Source organism: Bacterioplanes sp. CLAM21 (genome assembly GCF_059641015.1).
The window spans coordinates 212611-231005 of record NZ_CM184929.1 but is presented as its reverse complement, the minus strand read 5'-3'; the positions used below and the strand labels follow the sequence as shown (position 1 = coordinate 231005).

The 18395-nt window shown below is 51.0% G+C and carries 15 protein-coding genes; 6 read left to right on the top strand and 9 right to left on the bottom strand.

Going from position 1 to position 18395, the window contains the following annotated elements; genetic code table 11:
• Positions 1-37 precede the first annotated feature (37 nt).
• The 6 genes from AC55FS_RS01035 to AC55FS_RS01010 all read right to left on the bottom strand — a co-directional run bounded on the left by AC55FS_RS01035 (position 38) and on the right by AC55FS_RS01010 (position 5890).
• Positions 38-1096 (bottom strand): SMP-30/gluconolactonase/LRE family protein, encoded by a 1059-nt coding sequence (locus AC55FS_RS01035; RefSeq protein WP_496934207.1) that lies wholly within the window; start codon positions 1094-1096, stop codon positions 38-40.
• Between the two features lie 48 nt (positions 1097-1144).
• Complete coding sequence (locus AC55FS_RS01030) at positions 1145-1915, bottom strand: SDR family oxidoreductase (RefSeq protein WP_496934206.1); 771 nt, start codon at positions 1913-1915, stop codon at positions 1145-1147.
• Between the two features lie 23 nt (positions 1916-1938).
• Complete coding sequence (locus AC55FS_RS01025; RefSeq protein ID WP_496934205.1) at positions 1939-2631, bottom strand: histidine phosphatase family protein; 693 nt, start codon at positions 2629-2631, stop codon at positions 1939-1941.
• Between the two features lie 3 nt (positions 2632-2634).
• Positions 2635-3729, bottom strand: a complete 1095-nt coding sequence (locus AC55FS_RS01020) for a phosphotransferase family protein (RefSeq protein WP_496934204.1) — start codon at positions 3727-3729, stop codon at positions 2635-2637.
• Between the two features lie 10 nt (positions 3730-3739).
• Entirely contained in the window at positions 3740-4570 is an 831-nt protein-coding gene (locus AC55FS_RS01015) for an SDR family oxidoreductase (RefSeq protein ID WP_496934203.1), read from the bottom strand.
• A 96-nt stretch (positions 4571-4666) separates the two neighbouring features.
• Entirely contained in the window at positions 4667-5890 is a 1224-nt protein-coding gene (locus AC55FS_RS01010) for an acyl-CoA dehydrogenase family protein (protein WP_496934202.1), read from the bottom strand.
• Positions 5891-6131: 241 nt separating this feature from the next.
• Between AC55FS_RS01010 and AC55FS_RS01005 the strand changes: the two genes are divergently transcribed.
• From AC55FS_RS01005 to AC55FS_RS00990, 4 genes are all read left to right on the top strand, one after another.
• Positions 6132-6824: a hypothetical protein gene (locus tag AC55FS_RS01005; RefSeq protein ID WP_496934201.1), complete on the top strand. Its 693-nt coding sequence runs from the start codon at positions 6132-6134 to the stop codon at positions 6822-6824.
• Between the two features lie 319 nt (positions 6825-7143).
• Positions 7144-8955: an allophanate hydrolase gene (gene atzF, locus AC55FS_RS01000; protein ID WP_496934200.1), complete on the top strand. Its 1812-nt coding sequence runs from the start codon at positions 7144-7146 to the stop codon at positions 8953-8955.
• 27 nt (positions 8956-8982) lie between these two features.
• Complete coding sequence (uca, locus tag AC55FS_RS00995) at positions 8983-12684, top strand: urea carboxylase (RefSeq protein ID WP_496934199.1); 3702 nt, start codon at positions 8983-8985, stop codon at positions 12682-12684.
• Entirely contained in the window at positions 12681-13460 is a 780-nt protein-coding gene (locus tag AC55FS_RS00990; RefSeq protein ID WP_496934198.1) for a GntR family transcriptional regulator, read from the top strand. The genes uca and AC55FS_RS00990 overlap by 4 nt, the downstream gene beginning before the upstream one ends.
• Positions 13461-13465: 5 nt before the next feature.
• Here the strand turns inward: AC55FS_RS00990 and AC55FS_RS00985 are convergent, their stop codons facing one another.
• The 3 genes from AC55FS_RS00985 to AC55FS_RS00975 form a co-directional block, all read right to left on the bottom strand.
• Complete coding sequence (locus AC55FS_RS00985; RefSeq protein ID WP_496934197.1) at positions 13466-14209, bottom strand: substrate-binding periplasmic protein; 744 nt, start codon at positions 14207-14209, stop codon at positions 13466-13468.
• Positions 14210-14295: 86 nt separating this feature from the next.
• Positions 14296-15039 (bottom strand): substrate-binding periplasmic protein, encoded by a 744-nt coding sequence (locus AC55FS_RS00980; RefSeq protein ID WP_496934196.1) that lies wholly within the window; start codon positions 15037-15039, stop codon positions 14296-14298.
• 137 nt (positions 15040-15176) lie between these two features.
• Complete coding sequence (locus AC55FS_RS00975; protein ID WP_496934195.1) at positions 15177-15845, bottom strand: LysE/ArgO family amino acid transporter; 669 nt, start codon at positions 15843-15845, stop codon at positions 15177-15179.
• 150 nt (positions 15846-15995) lie between these two features.
• On the opposite strand from AC55FS_RS00975, the gene AC55FS_RS00970 reads away from it, so the two are divergent.
• Both AC55FS_RS00970 and urtA read left to right on the top strand, forming a co-directional pair.
• Positions 15996-16856 carry a LysR family transcriptional regulator ArgP gene (locus AC55FS_RS00970; RefSeq protein ID WP_496934194.1) on the top strand — a complete coding sequence of 287 codons (861 nt, stop codon included), beginning with the start codon at positions 15996-15998 and terminating at the stop codon, positions 16854-16856.
• A gap of 237 nt (positions 16857-17093) precedes the next feature.
• The gene (urtA, locus tag AC55FS_RS00965) at positions 17094-18392 is read left to right on the top strand and encodes an urea ABC transporter substrate-binding protein (protein ID WP_496934193.1); all 1299 of its coding nucleotides are present in this window, start codon (positions 17094-17096) and stop codon (positions 18390-18392) included.
• Positions 18393-18395 lie beyond the last annotated feature (3 nt).

The following is an 18395-nucleotide window of genomic DNA, read 5'->3' as shown; positions in this document are numbered from 1 at the left end:
GGTGCTGCCCGGCTGTGCATTCAATCTTAATTTCTTGTTAAAACGCCAGCTTGCCGATGCGGTCCATCTGTAAAGTTCCCAGATACAAACCATCCTCTTCCGGTTGCACCGACGTAATGCCACCTATAGCCACGGCGGCTTGATCATGCAAGGTCTGCAGCACTTGGCCATCTTGGTCGATATTCACAATAAAACCATAAGGCGCTGGCATAGGCATTAAGGCGGAAGGCAATTTAGCAGCTAGGTTTTTTAACCAGGGCAAAGGATGAATACGGTCGACCAAGGTTGGGCGTAAAGCATACAGAGATAACCAATAACTGCCGTTATGAGCTCGTGCGATGCCATCTGGCAGGCCGGGTAATTGGTCGAGCACAATTTCATGCTGGCCGGCTTTGGGCCCGGCTAGCCAGATCTTGCTGATGCGATAGGCAAAGGTTTCATTTACCAATACGAAGCGCTGCTGTGCATCGACGGCTACACCATTGGCAAAAGCCAATTGGTCGGCTAATAAGTTCAATTGCTTTGTGGTTGGATTGAGAGCGAATAATCTCCCAGAGGGACGACCATCGAGAATATCCAAGGTCAGTTGGCTAAAGGGATAGCGGTTGGAGGCGTCGGAAAAATAAATAGTGCCATCGGCACCCACATCAACATCATCCACCACACCTAATTGCCTTCCCTGAAACTGGTCGGCTAACACTTCTAGATCAAATTTAGGAGTCATGCGCAACAGACCTTTTTGCGCATCAGCAATGATCAAGTTTTGTTGTTTGTCCCAGGCCAGCCCCAACGGACGACCACCGGTATTGACGAGTTGCTCCCAGCTAGCATGTGGGCATTTGCGTACAATCGCGCCGTCGTTGGTTCCTGTGTAAATGCAGCCCAATAGATCTTTAGCGATATCCTCTCCACCGTGCTGGCCATTTGGTAAGGCAGTTATTTGCACACTCTGCAGGGTATCATTGGCTTGCCAGGGGCCTTTGAGAGGAATGGGTTGGCTGGGGCTAACGGCGATGGAATCGATCGGTGAGGGCAGCATCCACAGACCAACGATTGCCAGCAACAGCAGGGCCATTAATGAAAAAATTGTCTTCATAAAATCTGCTAGCTCCGTGCATAGAATGGCCCGACTATAACCGAATTGTTACACTAACAAATAGCCACCATCGACGTTAATGGCCGCGCCCGTGGTATAGCTAGATGCACTGGACGCCAGGTATAACACAGTACCTGCCATTTCCTCTGGCATGGCCACACGTTTCATAGGAATGTGCATCAGCGCCATTTTTAAGATGGCATCATTGCTGGTTAACGTGCTGGCAAATTTAGTGTCGGTCAGGCCAGGTAGTAGGGCATTTACACGAATATGCTGTTGTGCACATTCTTTAGCAAAGGCTTTGGTCATGGCGATCACGGCCGATTTGGTGATGGAATAAATACCCTGCATATCTCCAGGCACCACGCCATTGACTGATGCAACGTTAATAATGGAGCCGCCGTCGCCTTTTTTCATTAACTTGGCGCCGGCGCTAGACATAAAAAAGTAGCCGCGAATATTTACATCGACGGTTTTTTGAAAAGCACCTAAATCGGTATCGAGAATGTGGCCAAAATATGGATTGGCAGCGGCATTGTTAACCAGAATATCGAGCTTTCCGTGATTGGCTTCAATGGCATTAAAGCAAGCGTCGATTTGCTCCACTTCACCGATATGGCAAGCCAAGGCTTCTGCGCTGCCTCCCGCTTCTTTAATCTCGTCGGCAACGCGTTGGCAGCCATCTAGCTTACGGCTAGAGACGATAACGTGCGCGCCAGAGGCAGCTAACAGTTTGGCGATGCTCTCTCCAATGCCGCGGCTGGCGCCTGTGACCAGCGCAATACGACCAGATAAGTCGAATAGTTGTTGTGGATTCATAGATAAACTCCCTCGATATCGCGTTAGCGGTAGGTCAGATATTTGGGTCCGGCTTGGGCCAGATGGTGTTGCTCATTAAAAGCTGCCAGGTTCACTCGGCCACTACGGCTATAGAGTAATTGGCTAATGCCACCATTGAGCAGTGTCCAGTTGAGTTCAAACGCGGCCTTGTTGTCGAGCCTTAAACAATGCTGCGCCAATGCGGTGATCGGTCCACCAGAGGTGAAAATAACAATATCCTTGCCGGCGTGTTGCTGCATTAACTGCTCAGTAGCAGCAATGACGCGCTGACAAAATGTTGGCCAGGATTCTTTATAGTCAGCATCGTGCTTAGCGCTAGTCCAGCGCTCAACCGCTTGAATAAATAAAGATTGAAACGCTTTATGTTTGTTTTTTTGACTGAGCAGCCAAGCCCCTAGAAGTAATTTATTACCAAATTTCGGAAAAGCACGGGCGATTACATCGTCGGAATCAAACTCGTTAAAGCCTGCCTGTTCATGTACAGGTCCATGGCTATGCCAAAGGCCTTGTGCAGCCTGTAGGGTTTGACGGTGACGTTGCATGGCACCGTGGACCACAATATCTGCCTCAACGCCGCGCAGCATTAAGGCTTTGCCTACCAGGCTACCCTGGGCAACACCAGTATCGGATAGCTGATCGTAGTTAAGTTTGCCAAATCCGGCTTGGCCGTGGCGCACCAAATAAATACTGGCCACTGTTTACATTCCAGAACGTTTAATGATGCGTTGGCAACGCCAGTGAATATAGTGCACAAACAACCAGAAGTGCTTAAACGCTGGGTTATCCGTTTGCTTATGGTAATAGCGGTAATAAATTTGCTGCACAATGACCGCCAAACGGAACAGACCAAACACTTCGTAAAATGGCCATAGGCGGCTGTCTAAATTCATTTTTTCACAGTAATAGTCGACAATTTGCTGGCGTGTCAGCATGCCGGGTAAATGACTGGGCTGGCGGCGAATCATTCGCATCACTCGATCATCATCGGCTTGTACCCAATAGGCCAAGGCACCACCCAAATCCATCAGCGGATCACCTAGCGTAGCCATTTCCCAGTCGAGTACGCCGATGATTTCACTCGGGTTATCTGGGCTCAGCACCAGATTATCCATGCGATAGTCGTTGTGGATAATGCAGGTGCTGATGTCTTCCGGTTGTTGCTGTTGCAACCAAGTCATAATCTGTTTAAACCCAGGAACATTCCAGGTTTTGGACTTAACATAGCGTTGACTCCAGCCTTCGACCTGACGCTTCACATAGCCCTGGCCTTTGCCCAAGTCCTGCAGCCCAGCTGCTTGGTAGTCGACTTGATGTAAGTCGAGCAGTTTATCGATCACGGAATAACATAAGCCGCGAGCTTGCTCTTGGTTTAGCTGCATGCCTTTTGGCAAGTTGTTGCGAGGGATAATGCCACGCAGTCGTTGCATCAGATAAAAATCACTGCCAATGACGTTGGGGTCGTCACAAAACGCAACCATGTCCGGTACATAGGGGTACACTTGTTTCAACCGCTGCATAACAGTAAATTCGCGCTTCATATCGTGGGCGCTGGCGGCTTTATGGCCCGCCGGTGGGCGGCGAAGAATCAGATCATTATTGGCATAGTCTGGCGAATACAATAGGTGATAGGTCAAGTTGGATGCGCCGCCAGAGAATTGTTTGATTTGTGGCAGTTGCGATCCGTAATCAAACCCCTGAGCATTTAGCCAATCATGCACCGCCTGTAAATCAAATGCATCGCTATCGCGCAGCATTTTTGCCTGGTCAATAAATTGTTCACTTATGGTATGCATGGTTGTCATATCAATGGTCACTGGTCGAAGTATGGCGACTTTCTTCACGCTGTTTTATGCGCTTTGCCATTTTTATCACTTCGCGGCGGTATAAAAACGGCAAATACTTTTTTATAAAATAGCTGCGCCGGCCAACTGGGTGAGGATTGCAGATCATGGTGTTATTGAGCATGGCTTGATAGGCTGCTTCGGCAATGTCGTCGGCATTTAACGCTGATGCTTCAAACACTTTGTCGACGAACTTGAGCATGTCCGGATCAGAGGTTTTCATACTATGGTTTAGATTGGTACGAAAAAATCCCGGACATAAAGCGGTAACACCAATGCCATAGGGCATGAGTTCAAAATGCATGGTTTCTGAGATGGCCACTACCGCGGCTTTGGTGGCGTTGTACGAGCTCATGGAGGGAGCCTTCATCAAGCCTGCTAGCGAGGCAACATTAATAAAATGCCCTGTTCCGGCTTTTTTCATCATTGGGGTAAAGGTACGACAGCCCAGGGCGACGCCTTTAATATTGATGTCGATGACCCATTCCCACCAAGCCCACTCACCGGCATCAATGCGATCGCCAGTGGCAACACCAGCATTATTAATGACGACATCGATACGCCCCCAACGTTGTTGCACCGCTTGCTGAAGTTGCAACCACTGTGTTTCTGAGCGCACATCCAGTTCATGTACCCAGCCTTGGCCACCGGCGCTATTAACTAGCTCTAAGGTTTCCTGACTACCTTCAGGATTAATATCGGCGATGCAAATATCTGCGCCTTCACGGGCATAACGCAATGCTAATGCTCGGCCTAAGCCACTGGCTGCACCGGTAATCAGAACGGTCTGCATAACATATCTCGCCTGGCAGGATGTAAGGTGAAAGATTATTGTTCTGTAGTAAATGGCCTGTTAAGGGCCATTCGTGCCGCCATCAGCGCAGCGATATCAGTCGTGCGCCATATGGGCCTTGTATTTGATCATTTCGATCTTAGCGATGAGTCCACGATGCACCTCATCGGGACCGTCAGCTAAACGCAGAGCGCGCGCTGCTGCAAACATGCCCGCTAATGGGAAGTCATCTGATAAACCGCCGCCGCCATGAATTTGCATGGCAGCATCAATTATTTGCTGGGCCATATTGGGAGCAATGACTTTAATTTGTGAAATTTCACTCATCGCACCTGCTGCGCCGACTTTATCGATCATCCAGGCAGCCTTTAATACCAGTAAGCGCGCTTGCTCGATGTTCATGCGCGCGTTGGCAATAATGTCGCGATTGCCACCCAGATTCACCAATGGTTTGCGGAAAGCAGTGCGCTGGGAGGCACGAATACACATCAGTTCCAGCGCTTTTTCTGCCATGCCAATTAAACGCATGCAGTGGTGAATACGGCCAGGCCCTAAGCGTCCTTGAGCAATTTCAAAACCGCGCCCTGGTCCCGCGATCATATTGGTAATCGGCACGCGCACATTATCGAAGCTGATCTCGCCATGGCCGTAGGGCTCATCGTAATGGCCAAATACGGGTAACATGCGTTCGATGGTGACGCCCGGTGCATCCATTGGGAACAGCACCATCGAATGTTGTTGGTGGCGTGGTGCGTCTGGGTTAGTGAGGCCCATAAAAATGCCGACCTTACAGTTGGGATGGCCAATCCCTGTGCTCCACCATTTGCGCCCGTTCAGCACAATCTCGTTCCCTTCGATCATGGCTGTGGCTTCCATATTGGTGGCATCGGATGACGCCACCCCAGGTTCTGTCATGCAGAAGGCAGAGCGTATCTCTCCCGCCATCAGTGGTTTTAGCCAGTGTTCTTGCTGTTCAGCGGTGCCGTATTTTTCCAGCACTTCCATATTGCCAGTATCTGGGGCGTTGCAGTTAAAAACTTCTGGTGCAATAAACGAACGTCCAGTCAGCTCGGCTAACGGCGCATATTCCAGGTTGCTCAGGCCGGCACCGTGGTCGTGATTTGGGAAAAACAAATTCCATAAGCCAGCAGCTTTGGCCTTGGTTTTTAGCTCTTCGATAATGGGCAGCACCACCCACTTGTTATCAAGGCTGTGAAGTTCACGCAGGTAGTCTTCTTCTACCGGTTCGATTTCATCGCGAATAAAGGCGCTTAGGCGCTGGATGTAGTCTTGTGCTTGGGCGGAATGCTGAAAGTCCATAGGCTTACCAGATCGAAGGTGGATGCTTACAGCCTATTGTGAAAGTTCGCATTAGAAAAATGAATGTTAGTTATTCTCAGTTATAAGTTCTGCGAATTGTATTGATTGAACTGAGACCCAGTTGTGTTTCTGGGAACATCGTTATTGAGACTATGCGAGAACGCGTTAGCTTAGGGCCTGTTTACACTATTTAGCTCTTTGCTGCTGAAAGTCAGTTTAATTTCACCTAAGGATGGTATTTGTGAAAAGCAACCAATTAACGCTGTTAGTCCTGGTTCTGTCTTCTTCCATGTTAGTAGCCTGTGGAGGCGGTTCATCGGGCTCCTCCTCTGATAACGATGACACCACACCTGTGGTAGATAGCGGCGGTGGCGGTAGCAGCGACAATGGCAGTGATAACGACAACGATGGCGGAGAGACGGCAGATAATGCGAGCCTGGCGGTGCTGCAAGGTGACTGGGTACGCGAGTGTTTTGTTGATGACGGTGATCGTTCAGGCAAAACCAACCTGACGGTCTCAGGCAATACCTTTACACAGATAAATCACACATTTACCGATACATCATGCTCGATGCCTGAAATGACGTTTGAGATCCAAGGACGACTGAGCATTCAAGGCGAGAAAATCCTGTCCTCAGGGCAGACCGCCATCAAGCTGCTGACCCCGAATGTTGACTATATGGTCACACTGCACCGTGAAGAGTTTGTTCAAGGAATGAGTGCCGCGAGTTCCTGTGGCACCAGTAATTGGGCCGTTGGTAAACAGGTTAATATCACTGATTGTGAGCTTTTCCAGACGGCGGTAGAGGAGTTTGATAAAGGTGCCTTATATCTGGTCGAGGGCGATTTGCTTTACGGTGGTGACGAAGATTCACTTGGAGCTGATGGTTATCCATCGCAGCTCGATGACAGCCCTTTCAAACGGGTGAACTAATCTAATCGCCGGCACTATTCTGGTGCCGGCATACGAATCCCAATGAGGCATTTTTCTGCTCTCCCGCGTTAGCCATCTTGTTCATCTTTATTGCACAGTCTTACACCATTTTAGTTTTCTCTGTGCTGTTTCAGTGCGCAGTCCTCACTATTTTGGGACCAGCGGTCAGTTATTTTTGAATCCTCTATCCCTGTCATAACAAGGCCTGTAGCCCTATTTGCCGGTAGCAAAAACCGGGTTGGCACGCTCATCGCTCTGTCACTTGTATACAAGGTTGAATTCAATTCCGCACACAGCGGATGTGATGAGAGCGACAACGATGACAACGGATTTTCAAACCCCATTAGGATGGTCGATCAACGACTGGCGGCAGGCTTATCGTCAGGGCCACAGCCCGGCGGAATTATTGGCAGCACTGCGCGCCAGTATTGAAAAAAGTGAATTTACTGATGGCCAGCGCACGGATGGCAGCAGCTGGATCAGTCTGGCCAGTGAGGCCCAATTACAGCAACAGCTAGAGCAGCTAGCAGAGCGTTTGCAGCAGTTGGGTGATATCAGCCTGCTGCCTTTATACGGTGTGCCCTGCGCCATTAAAGACAATATTGATGTCGTGGGTTTTAACACCACGGCAGCTTGCCCAAGCTTTGCTTACCCGCCCGAGCAGGATGCCCACGCCGTGGCGCTGTTGAAACAAGCCGGTGCCATTGTGCTGGGCAAAACCAATCTTGATCAGTTTGCCACAGGCTTAGTGGGCACACGCTCACCATACGGTGCGGTACCTAACCCCTTTAACTCTGATTACATCAGCGGCGGTTCCAGCTCCGGCTCTGCGGTGTCATTAGCGAGTGGTCAGGTGGCGTTTTCCTTGGGTACGGATACCGCAGGTTCTGGCCGAGTACCGGCAGGTTTTAATCATTTGCTGGGATTAAAGCCCAGTCGCGGTGTGATCAGCACACGCGGTGTGGTGCCAGCCTGTCGCAGTCTTGATTGTATTTCGGTATTTGCCCTGAACAGCCAGGATGCCAATAGCATCTACCAGGTGTTAGCTCAATACGACGGCGAAGACAGTTATGCTCGCCCCTTGGCCTCTACCGGCAAAAACCAGGTTAAAACCCTGGCGGTGCCACAGCAGATCGACTGGTTTGGCGATGACTATCAACAGCAGGCCTTTGAACAGGCGTGCAAGCAGGCCAAGCGTCTTGGCTACCGTCTAAAAAGCATAGATTTCAACCCCATGCTGCAGCTGGCTGAACTGCTGTATCAGGGCCCCTGGGTAGCCGAGCGCTTTGCCGCGGTTGGCGAGTTTATTCGCACTAACAGCAAGGCCGATTTAGATCCGGTGGTGGCCGCCATTATTGGCGAAGGCGATCAAGCTTCGGCCGTGGATGCCTTTAACGCTGAATATCAGCGCCAGGCCTTAAGCCGGCAAATTCAGCAAGTATTCGAACAGGTTGATGCCTTGTGGGTACCGACCACACCTTGTTTGCCAACCCTAGCGCAGGTGAATGGAGCACCGGTAGAGATCAACAGCCGCTTAGGCACCTTTACCAACTTTGTGAACTTGGCTGATTTATCAGCACTCGCAGTGCCGGCTCACTTACGCGCTGATGGTTTGCCCTTTGGCATCACATTGATTGCACCGGCCTTTAGTGAGTCGGCATTGCTGCAGTTTGCTCAGCACTGGCAAGCCGAGCTGGCCTTGCCGACGGCGCCTGCATTGTTGGACGTGCGGCCAGAGCAAACTGTGGTGTTGGCCGTGGTCGGTGCGCATTTAACTGGCATGCCGCTCAACCATCAGCTCACCAGTCGCCACGCTCAGCTACTGGAGCAAACCCTCACCGCCAGTCATTACCGCTTATACGCCTTAGCCAACACCACACCGCCTAAGCCAGGCCTGGTGCGCGTAGCAGAAGGTGAGGCTGGCCACAGCATCATGGTTGAGTTGTGGCGCCTCGATCTGGCTGCGTTTGGCAGTTTTGTTGCTGAAATCCCCCAGCCGTTAGGCATCGGTACGTTAGAGCTGGCCGATGGCCGATTGGTTAAGGGCTTTATCTGTGAACCCGCTGCTGTACCCAGCGCCACCGACATCAGCCACTTCGGTGGCTGGCGCGCTTATATCGCTCAATGTTGATTTCACCGCCCAGACAAGGAGAGAGCCATGTTTAACAAAGTCTTAATTGCCAACCGCGGTGAAATTGCTGTGCGCATCGCCCGCACGCTCAAACGCATGGGCATAGCATCCGTTGCCATTTATGCCGAGGCCGACCGCAACAGCGCTCATGTTAGCTGTACCGATGAGTCCTATAGCCTGGGCGAAGGCAGTGTCGCCGACACTTACTTGCAGGGCGAGCGCATCTTGCAGTTGGCGCTTGATTGCGGTGCCCAGGCCATTATTCCGGGTTACGGCTTTTTGAGTGAAAACGCCGACTTTGCCCAGCAATGCGAAGCCCAGGGGTTGGTCTTTGTCGGTCCGACAGCGCAGCAAATGCGCGACTTTGGTTTAAAGCACACCTCACGTGAGTTGTGTCAGCAAGCGGGTGTGCCACTCACGCCTGGCACTGGCCTGCTGGACAACCTCGAACAGGCGTTAGCAGCGGCACAGCAGATTGGCTATCCCATTATGCTGAAATCGACCGCCGGCGGCGGTGGCATTGGCCTGACGCGCTGCGACGAGGAGCAAGCCCTGCGTGACGCTTTTGATACTACTCGGCGTCTGGGCGAAAACTACTTTCGTGATGGCGGCGTATTTATCGAACGTTTTGTCGCCCGCGCCCGCCATATCGAAGTGCAGATTTTTGGCGACGGACAGGGGCAGGTGGTGGCGTTAGGTGAGCGCGACTGCTCGCTGCAGCGGCGCAATCAAAAGGTGGTGGAAGAAACGCCAGCGCCTAACTTACCTGAAGCGACGCGCCAGGCACTGCATCAGGCTGCCATCGATTTGGGCCGCTCGGTGAATTATCGCAATGCCGGCACGGTGGAGTTTATCTACGACCAACAGCGCGATGAATTTTATTTTTTGGAGGTGAACAGCCGCTTGCAGGTTGAGCACCCCGTGACGGAAATGGTCACGGGCGTCGATCTGGTGCAATGGATGGTCGAGCTGGCGAGCGGCACGACTCCGGAACACATGGCGGGCTTTTCTAGCGCCGCTGCGTCTGCCCCTCGCATACAAGGCGCGGCCATTGAAGTGCGCATCTACGCCGAAGATCCACTGAAAAACTTTCAGCCGGCTCCCGGTTTACTAACGCATGTTCAGTTTCCGCAAGACACCCATGTACGTGTCGACACCTGGGTTAGCAGTGGCACGGAAGTGAGCGCCTTGTACGACCCTATGCTGGCCAAGCTGATTGTACATGGCGAGGACCGTTTCGATGCCATGGCTAAGCTGCAAACCGCGTTGGATCATACCTCGCTGTCGGGCATTGCCACTAACCTGGATTATTTACGCCAGATTATCGCCTGGCCACAGTTTCAGGCGGCCGAGGTGAGCACCCGAGCGCTGGAGTCGTTTGTGTATCAGCCGCGTCATATCGAAGTGTTGAAAGCTGGCACCTACACCAGTGTGCAGGATTACCCCGGTCGTAAAGGCTATTGGGATATCGGCGTGCCACCGTCTGGGCCGATGGATGATTATGCCTTTCGTTTGGCCAATCGCATTGTTGGCAACCATGCCAGCGCGGCGGCGTTGGAATCCACGTTAATTGGCCCTGAACTGATGTTTCATAGCGATGCCGTGATTGCGCTCACTGGTGCTAGTAGCCAGGCGCTTTTAGACGGTGAGGCGGTGCCACTGTGGCAGCCGATTGAGGTAACAGCCGGGCAGACATTGCAACTGGGCAAAGTCGAACAGGGCTGTCGGCAATATTTAGCGGTGCGCGGTGGTTTGGATGTGCCGCAATACTTAGGCAGCCGTTCTACCTTTGCGTTGGGCCAGTTTGGCGGCCACGGTGGTCGTACCTTGCGCGCCAGCGATATGCTTGCCATTTCCGATGCCAGCATTGCGGCTTGCACTACTCCAGCGCCGCAATATCCAGTTCAAGCTGCGCCTGCCGAGCTGATTCCGAGTTATCCACATAATGAGGAAGGCGGAGCAGTATGGGAGATCGGTGTGATGTACGGCCCCCATGGGGCACCGGATTTTTTCACCGCAGACTCCATACAGCAGTTCTTAACCACCGACTGGGAAGTTCACTACAACTCGAATCGCTTGGGCATTCGTCTCAATGGTCCTAAGCCTGAATTTGCTCGCCAGGATGGCGGTGAGGCGGGTCTGCATCCGTCCAATATTCACGATTGTGAATACGCCATTGGCTCGATTAATTTCACGGGTGATATGCCGGTGATTTTGACCCACGATGGCCCCAGCCTGGGTGGCTTTGTCTGCCCGGTGACCATAGTGCAAAGCGAGTTATGGAAGGTGGGCCAGGTAAAACCCGGCGATCGCATTCGCTTTGTGCCCATGACCTTTGAGCAAGCATTGGCGCAAGAGCAGTGCATTGATCAAGCCATTGAAACACTGCGGCCATTTAGTGAGCTAGCCAATAATGAAATAGCCAAGTTCGGCCAGCCAAACTTGGAGCCTGGTGATACCGCGTCGGCCACTATTTTGGCGCAATTACCGGCCAGCGAGGGCCGGCCAGAGGCTGTGTATCGCCAAGCCGGTGATAAATACATATTGATTGAATACGGCCCTGTGGTGCTGGATTTAAGCTTTCGCTTTCGTATCCATGCGTTAATGCAAGCACTGAAGCACCGTGGGATTGCTGGCCTTGAAGAAATGGCACCGGGCGTGCGCTCGCTGCAAATTCGCTACGATAGCCGGGTCATTCATCAGCAGGACTTAATGCAGGCCTTGTTGGACACCGAAGCCAGTCTGCCCGACAGCCACAACATGAGCCTTAAAACCCGGGTGGTGCATTTACCCATGGCGTTTGAAGACAGCGCCACCTTAGATGCTGTGGCCAAGTATCAGCAATCGGTACAAGAAAAAGCGCCCTGGCTGCCCAATAATGTCGACTTTATTCAGCGCATTAACGGCCTAGACAGTCGTGATGAAGTAAAGCGCATTATTTATGGTGCTAGCTATATGGTGTTGGGCCTGGGCGATGTGTACTTGGGAGCACCCTGTGCCGTGCCGGTTGATCCACGCCATCGCTTATTAACGTCAAAATACAATCCAGCCCGCACCTTTACCGCCGAAGGCACCGTGGGTATTGGCGGCGTTTATATGTGCATTTATGGTATGGACAGCCCAGGCGGCTATCAGCTGGTGGGGCGTACCTTACCGATTTGGAATAAATATCTGAAAAACTCACAGTTTGCTACTGGTGAACCTTGGCTGCTGAAGTTTTTTGATCAGGTGCGTTATTACCAAGTTAGCGAAGAAGAGCTCACCCATCAGCGTGAAGCCTTTAGAGAAGGCAGACTTAGCGTTCGTATTACCGAAGAAGACTTTAGCCTGGCTGAATATCAGAAGTTTCTAGAAAACAACGACGACAGCATCCGTGCCTTTAAGCAACAGCAACAAGCCGCCTTTGCCAAAGAAGTAGAGCATTGGAACAGCGGTGAGGCCTTTAGTGCGGTGAAAGAGCAAGCGCAGGGTATTGCCTCGGTAGAGTTAGATGGCGAAGCGGTGCACAGCGATATTGCTGGCAATATCTGGAAGCTGGAGGTGCAACAAGGTCAGCGCGTAAAAGCCGGCGATGTGTTGTTGATTGTCGAAGCTATGAAAATGGAGTTTCCAATCTTGGCGCCGATGGATGGCATTGTTGCTACCTTATGCTGTGAAGAAGGCATAGCGGTACAGCCAGGGGATGCGGTGCTCAGTATTGAACCAGCGGAGCAGGAGGTGCTGGTATGAATGCCGTCGAAGCAGAAGGCTCAGTAACAGAAACGCCTGCAAAGCCAGTAAATGAAAAAACCGAAAGTAAAAAAACAGCGAGGCCAAAAAACCTGGCCGAGCGTATTTATTTGCAATTAAAGCAGGATATTTTTGACTTTCAGTTATTGCCCGGTGATCGCTTTAGTGAAAGCGAAATCGCCGCTCGTATGCAGGCATCGCGCACCCCCGTACGTGAAGCCCTGTATCGACTGGAGCGTGACGGCTACGTGCAGGTGCACTTTCGCAGCGGCTGGCAGGTACGGCCATTTGATTTTCGCTATTTTGAAGACTTGTATGATGTGCGCATTTTACTCGAATCTGAAGCCGTTAGACGCATCTGCGCTAGCCGTGAACGCGATGCTCTATTAGCCAATCTGACCAGCATCTGGTGCTGCGAGCCAGCGGAGCGTTTAAGTGACAGCTCAACAGTAGCCGGCTTGGATGAAGGCTTCCATTTTGAGTTAGTTGAGCTGGCGGGCAACCAGGAAATGGCTGCGATTCATAAAGACGTATGTGAGCGTTTGCGCATTATTCGCCGTCTGGACTTTACCCAAGAGGGGCGGATAGAAGCGACCTATGATGAGCACGGCGGTATTATTGAATTACTGCGCCAAGCGGGAGCAGAGAAGGCTGTCGCTGAATTAAAGCATCATATTGAAGTGAGCAAAAACACGGTGCGTAAAATAACCTTGCACCGTATTCAGCTGGCTAAGAGTCGCTATAACATAAATATTCAGGCGCCAGAAGGCGCCTGATGCGATTACATTTTATATTCGCCTCTGGCCGAGGCTTCACGGTAGGCGTCTAACTTGCCGTCTTCATTGAGCTTGGCCATGCCACGATTAAAAGCGTCGATCAGATCTTGGGCACGGGGGGATTTTTTGGAAATAATTAGGTAGTAGTCACGTTGGTTTATAGTGGTTGGGTTGGCTTCTATTTTATCGCCGATATTCATATTCAATATCAATTCCTTGCCAACATCGGTGTCTTCCAGTACAAAATCTAGCCGGCCATGCATCAGCTTTTGCATATTATTTTCAGCATCCGATACCCGCTGTATTTTTAATTGGCCAGCCTCTTCCATCTCTTCAGTGCCGTAGGTGTAACCAATCATGCCACCTACTCGTTTACCGGCAAGGTCCGCCATGCCGCTGATGGGCATGTTTTTACCTTTTTGCTGAAACAGTGAGGTACTTAAACGGATAATGGGTTCAGAGAACAGAAAATCGGCTTCACGCTCGGCATTTTTACTCCAGATGATGCTGCCATCATATTTCCCGTCTTTGGCGTCCTCATAACCGCGCTTCCACGGCATGTAAGCAAATTCCACCTCATAGCCAGCCGCCGCAAAAGCTTCCTTGGTAAACTGAGTAATAAATCCGCCGTTTTTCAGTTGTTCAGATTGGTATGGCGCCCATTCGCCATTCGCTAGCTTAACGGGCTCTGCTTGCACAGCAGCGCTCATGAGCACGAGTAGTATTGCAGTACAGGAAAAGAACTTCATGTTGTCAGCCTCGCAGTTAGCAGTGGCATAAGGCTAGCAAAAGAGTTTGCTGCTCCAACAACTTGGCAGGATTGGTCGTTATGCCTTCAGCGTTTATAGTCGCCTCGGGCAGAAGCATCGCGATAGGCTTGCAGCTTGCCTTGTTCCTTCAGTTTGGCCATACCGCGATTAAAGGCCTCTAGCAGTTCTTTTGCTCGCGGTGAATTCTTAGAAATAATTAGATAGTAGTCACGATGGTTGATGGTGGTGGGGTGTGCTTTGATTTGCTCGGTTAGGCCCATTTGGCGGACAATCTCATGGCCTACGTCTGTGCTTTCCAGTACAAAATCTAACCGCCCTACCAGTAGCTTTTTAAAATTAAACTCAGGGCTGGTGTTGCGTTGGATTTCGATAATGCCGGCTTTTTCTAGCTCTTCGGTGCCGTAGATGTAGCTCAACATTCCACCCAGCTCGAGCCCGGCTAGATCTTCAATGGAGTCGATCTTGTAGTGTTTATCGACTTGTTGAAACAGTGAGGTGCTGAGTTCAAAGATGGGGTCTGAGAACAGGAAATGTTCAGCCCGTTCATCGTTTTTACTCCAGATAATGCTGCCGTCAAAATGGCCTACTTTGGCTTCTTCGTAGCCGCGTTTCCAGGGCTGGTAAGAGAACTCTACCTCATAGCCAGAAGCTTCGAATGCTTCTTTGGTGAACTGGGTAATAAAACCGCCGTTTTTTAGTTGCTCAGATTGGTAAGGCGGCCACTCGCCATTGGCCAGTTTAACCGGCTCAGCTTGAGTCGCCATGCTCAGAAACAGTAGAAATAAACTGGTGTTAACAAGCCATGTCATAGGGATAGGAGTTAGCTGCTAGCCATCTAGTCAGGCTAGCAAAAGCCGTTAGTCGTCAGGGCCGCTGGCAGGAATGGTCGGTGTTCGACATAAGTCGCAAGTCCCGCTTCTCAGAGCGCCTTATATTGGCTCGACGATCAGGGCAATAAACTCATGGCTACCAGCAACAGAATACAGCCTGTGATGGTGTCCATCACCCGCCAATGGTGAGCCGAGGTCAGGCGATGGCGAAGCTTTTTGGCACTGGCCACTAAGGTGCTAAACCAGGTGGCCGATGCCAGCCCGGCACCGAGGATAAATAACGCTGGATAGCTCTGCTGTGCACCCACACTGCCAATTAAAATCACGGTATCCAAGTAAACATGGGGGTTCAGCAAGGAAATCGCTAAGGCTTGTCCCGCCATTCGCCAGGGGCTGCCACTGCTCACCGCATCGGCTGCCACCAGGCCCTCGGAGCCATGCCAAACCCGGGCAAAGGCTTGCAGTGCCAGATAGATCAGCAAGCCAATGCCCATCCAGGTCAGCACCGGCACTAAGCCAGGAATCACTTGCTGAATATAATCGAGACTAAACACCCCGACCGACATCAAGCTGATATCAATGGCAATGCACACCATGGCGATGGTCCAAGGGTGCTGATTGCGCAGCGCTTTATTCAACACCCAGGTGTTTTGTGCCCCGACGGCGACGATAAGGCTGATGGTGACGGCAAAACCGGTCACAACTGGGGAGATTAAGGTGCTCATGGGGATGTTGACCAAAGGTGTTGAGAAGAACCAGCGGCACGATACGATTCCAAACAACATCAGTCCAACTCATAAATCTAATCATATATAAGTTATACTAATGATGTTGGCTGGTGTGTCGGTGCAAGCAATGGCCAGTGTTGGTAAACAGCTTTCGCTGCTGGACAGCCATGCTGCGCAGTTATAAATAGGCAAATTGAGGTAGCAAGTATGCTGGATTACCCTGCTCTGCAGGCTCTGGTCGCTGTGATTGAAGCACGGGGCTTTGAGCGTGCCGCCCAGCGTTTGAGCATCAGCCAATCGGCGGTCAGTCAGCGCATCCGGCAACTGGAATATAAGCTGGGCCAGCCGGTGTTGTTGCGCACCAGTCCACCCAGACCCACCGAACTGGGACAACGACTAGCCAACCATTTGCAGCAAGTGGTGCAATTGGAGCAGGCATTATCCACTAGCGAACAACAGCAACAACGCTTGCGGGTGCGACTGGCGGTCAATGCCGACTCCATTGATACCTGGCTGGCGCAAGCATTGGCAGCGGCCGAAGTGAGCCAGAGGATGGATTTTGATTTTGTCGTTGAAGATCAGGATGTTGGCCTTAAACGGATGAAAAATGGCGAAGTCATGGCCTGTATTTGCGCGAGCGAGCAGCCGGTGAACGGTGGCCTGGCACAGTATTTGGGTAATATTCGTTATCGAGCCTTGGCCAGCCCGGAGTTTATTCAACGTTATCAGCAGTCAGGTTTTGAGCATATGCCGTGCTTAATCTACAGCGCCGATGATCGTTTACAGCATCGATTTTTACAGGCTCAAGGAATTAGCGAACCACGCAACAACCATGTTTGCCCATCATCTTATGGATTTGTGAATCTGGCTGTGGCTGGTTTGGGTTACGGCATGATGCCCGAGTTGCAGGTGCAAACGCAGTTGAATACTGGTGAGCTGGTGGACTTGGTTGCCGGGTACAGCTTAGATGTGCCCTTGTATTGGCATTATTGGCAAACAGAAAGTCCGGCCTTGGCAGAACTGCGCCAGTCCGTGGTAGCCGTGGCCAAGCATCATCTATCGCACTGAATCACGTTCACTGAATTAGCTTTTAAGTTGCTTTCTGGCATCAAACGCGAGAAATACGCTGCACTATTAACTGGCACCTCCTCATATTCATGCCGAACAGCGGTGCACTCGTGTCTGTGAGGTTGGATTTAAAAAACGAATAATAGAGGAAAAACAATCGGTTAATTCTCAGGCATTAGATTGGTACAGCGGTTGCACTCAACCTTGTATACATGACAACCGAGAAAGGACAGTCCGATGAAAACCACTACGTTTAATAAGGCCGGTAAGTTTTTCGCACTGACAGCTCTGTGTGCGGGTATCAGTTTGGCTCATGGCGAAGACACCATTAAAGTTGGGGTGTTGCATTCCTTGTCTGGCACCATGGCCATATCGGAAACAACACTGAAAGATACTGTGTTGATGCTGATCGAAGAACAAAACAAAAAAGGTGGTTTGCTCGGTAAAAAGCTTGAGCCCATTGTGGTTGACCCGGCCTCTAACTGGCCATTGTTTGCAGAAAAAACACGTGAACTACTGGAGCAAAAAGATGTAGACGTTATCTTTGGCTGCTGGACATCGGTATCACGAAAGTCTGTTTTACCCGTGATTGAAGAACTGAACGGATTAATGTTTTACCCGGTTCAATACGAAGGTGAAGAGTCATCACGCAACGTCTTTTACACCGGCGCTGCACCCAATCAGCAGGCCATTCCTGCTGTCGACTATTTGATGAATGAAGTCGGTGTAAAGCGCTGGGTGCTGGCCGGTACCGATTACGTTTACCCCAGAACCACAAATAAGATTCTGCAAAGTTATCTGCAATCCAAAGGCGTGAAGGCGGCCGATATTATGGTGAACTACACGCCATTTGGTCACAGTGATTGGCAGACCATAGTGGCCGATATTAAGGGTTTTGGCAGCAGTGGTAAAAAGACGGCGGTGGTTTCGACGGTGAATGGCGATGCCAATGTGCCTTTTTATAAAGAGCTAGCGAATCAGGGAATCAGCGCTGAAGATATCCCTGTGCTGGCTTTCTCTGTCGGCGAGGAGGAATTATCCGGTTTTGACACCTCGCCTCTGGTCGGGCACCTAGCGGCCTGGAACTATTTCCAAAGCGCCGATGCTGACGTGAATTATGCCTTTATTGACCAATGGCATGCTTACACAGGTGACAAAAAACGTGTGACCAACGACCCTATGGAAGCGACCTTTATCGGCTTTTCTATGTGGTCAAAGGCGGTGCAAAAGGCAGGCTCTGCAGAAGTCGATAAAGTGCGTCAGGCTATGTATGGCATAACGGTACCGAATCTAACGGGTGGCATGGCGGTGATGAATGAAAACCATCATTTATCAAAACCAGTATTGATTGGTGAAATTCAGGAAGACGGTCAATTTGATATTGTCTGGCAAACCGATGCAGTAGTGAAAGGCGATGCTTGGACCGATTATCTGCCCGAGTCTAAGCAGCTGATCGCTGACTGGACGGCACCCATAAATTGCGGCAATTACAACACAGTGAGCAAGACCTGCGGCAGCGCTATTGCGGCCGATTAAGGG

Coding starts and splice junctions, on each gene's coding strand:
- uca (WP_496934199.1), top strand. CDS start 8,983: ATGTTTAACAAAGTCTTAATTGCCAACCGCGGTGAAATTGCTGTGCGC.
- AC55FS_RS01030 (WP_496934206.1), bottom strand. CDS start 1,915: ATGAATCCACAACAACTATTCGACTTATCTGGTCGTATTGCGCTGGTC.
- AC55FS_RS01015 (WP_496934203.1), bottom strand. CDS start 4,570: ATGCAGACCGTTCTGATTACCGGTGCAGCCAGTGGCTTAGGCCGAGCA.
- AC55FS_RS00975 (WP_496934195.1), bottom strand. CDS start 15,845: ATGTTGTTTGGAATCGTATCGTGCCGCTGGTTCTTCTCAACACCTTTG.
- urtA (WP_496934193.1), top strand. CDS start 17,094: ATGAAAACCACTACGTTTAATAAGGCCGGTAAGTTTTTCGCACTGACA.
- atzF (WP_496934200.1), top strand. CDS start 7,144: ATGACAACGGATTTTCAAACCCCATTAGGATGGTCGATCAACGACTGG.
- AC55FS_RS00985 (WP_496934197.1), bottom strand. CDS start 14,209: ATGAAGTTCTTTTCCTGTACTGCAATACTACTCGTGCTCATGAGCGCT.
- AC55FS_RS00990 (WP_496934198.1), top strand. CDS start 12,681: ATGAATGCCGTCGAAGCAGAAGGCTCAGTAACAGAAACGCCTGCAAAG.
- AC55FS_RS00970 (WP_496934194.1), top strand. CDS start 15,996: ATGCTGGATTACCCTGCTCTGCAGGCTCTGGTCGCTGTGATTGAAGCA.
- AC55FS_RS01035 (WP_496934207.1), bottom strand. CDS start 1,096: ATGAAGACAATTTTTTCATTAATGGCCCTGCTGTTGCTGGCAATCGTT.
- AC55FS_RS01020 (WP_496934204.1), bottom strand. CDS start 3,729: ATGCATACCATAAGTGAACAATTTATTGACCAGGCAAAAATGCTGCGC.
- AC55FS_RS01010 (WP_496934202.1), bottom strand. CDS start 5,890: ATGGACTTTCAGCATTCCGCCCAAGCACAAGACTACATCCAGCGCCTA.
- AC55FS_RS00980 (WP_496934196.1), bottom strand. CDS start 15,039: ATGACATGGCTTGTTAACACCAGTTTATTTCTACTGTTTCTGAGCATG.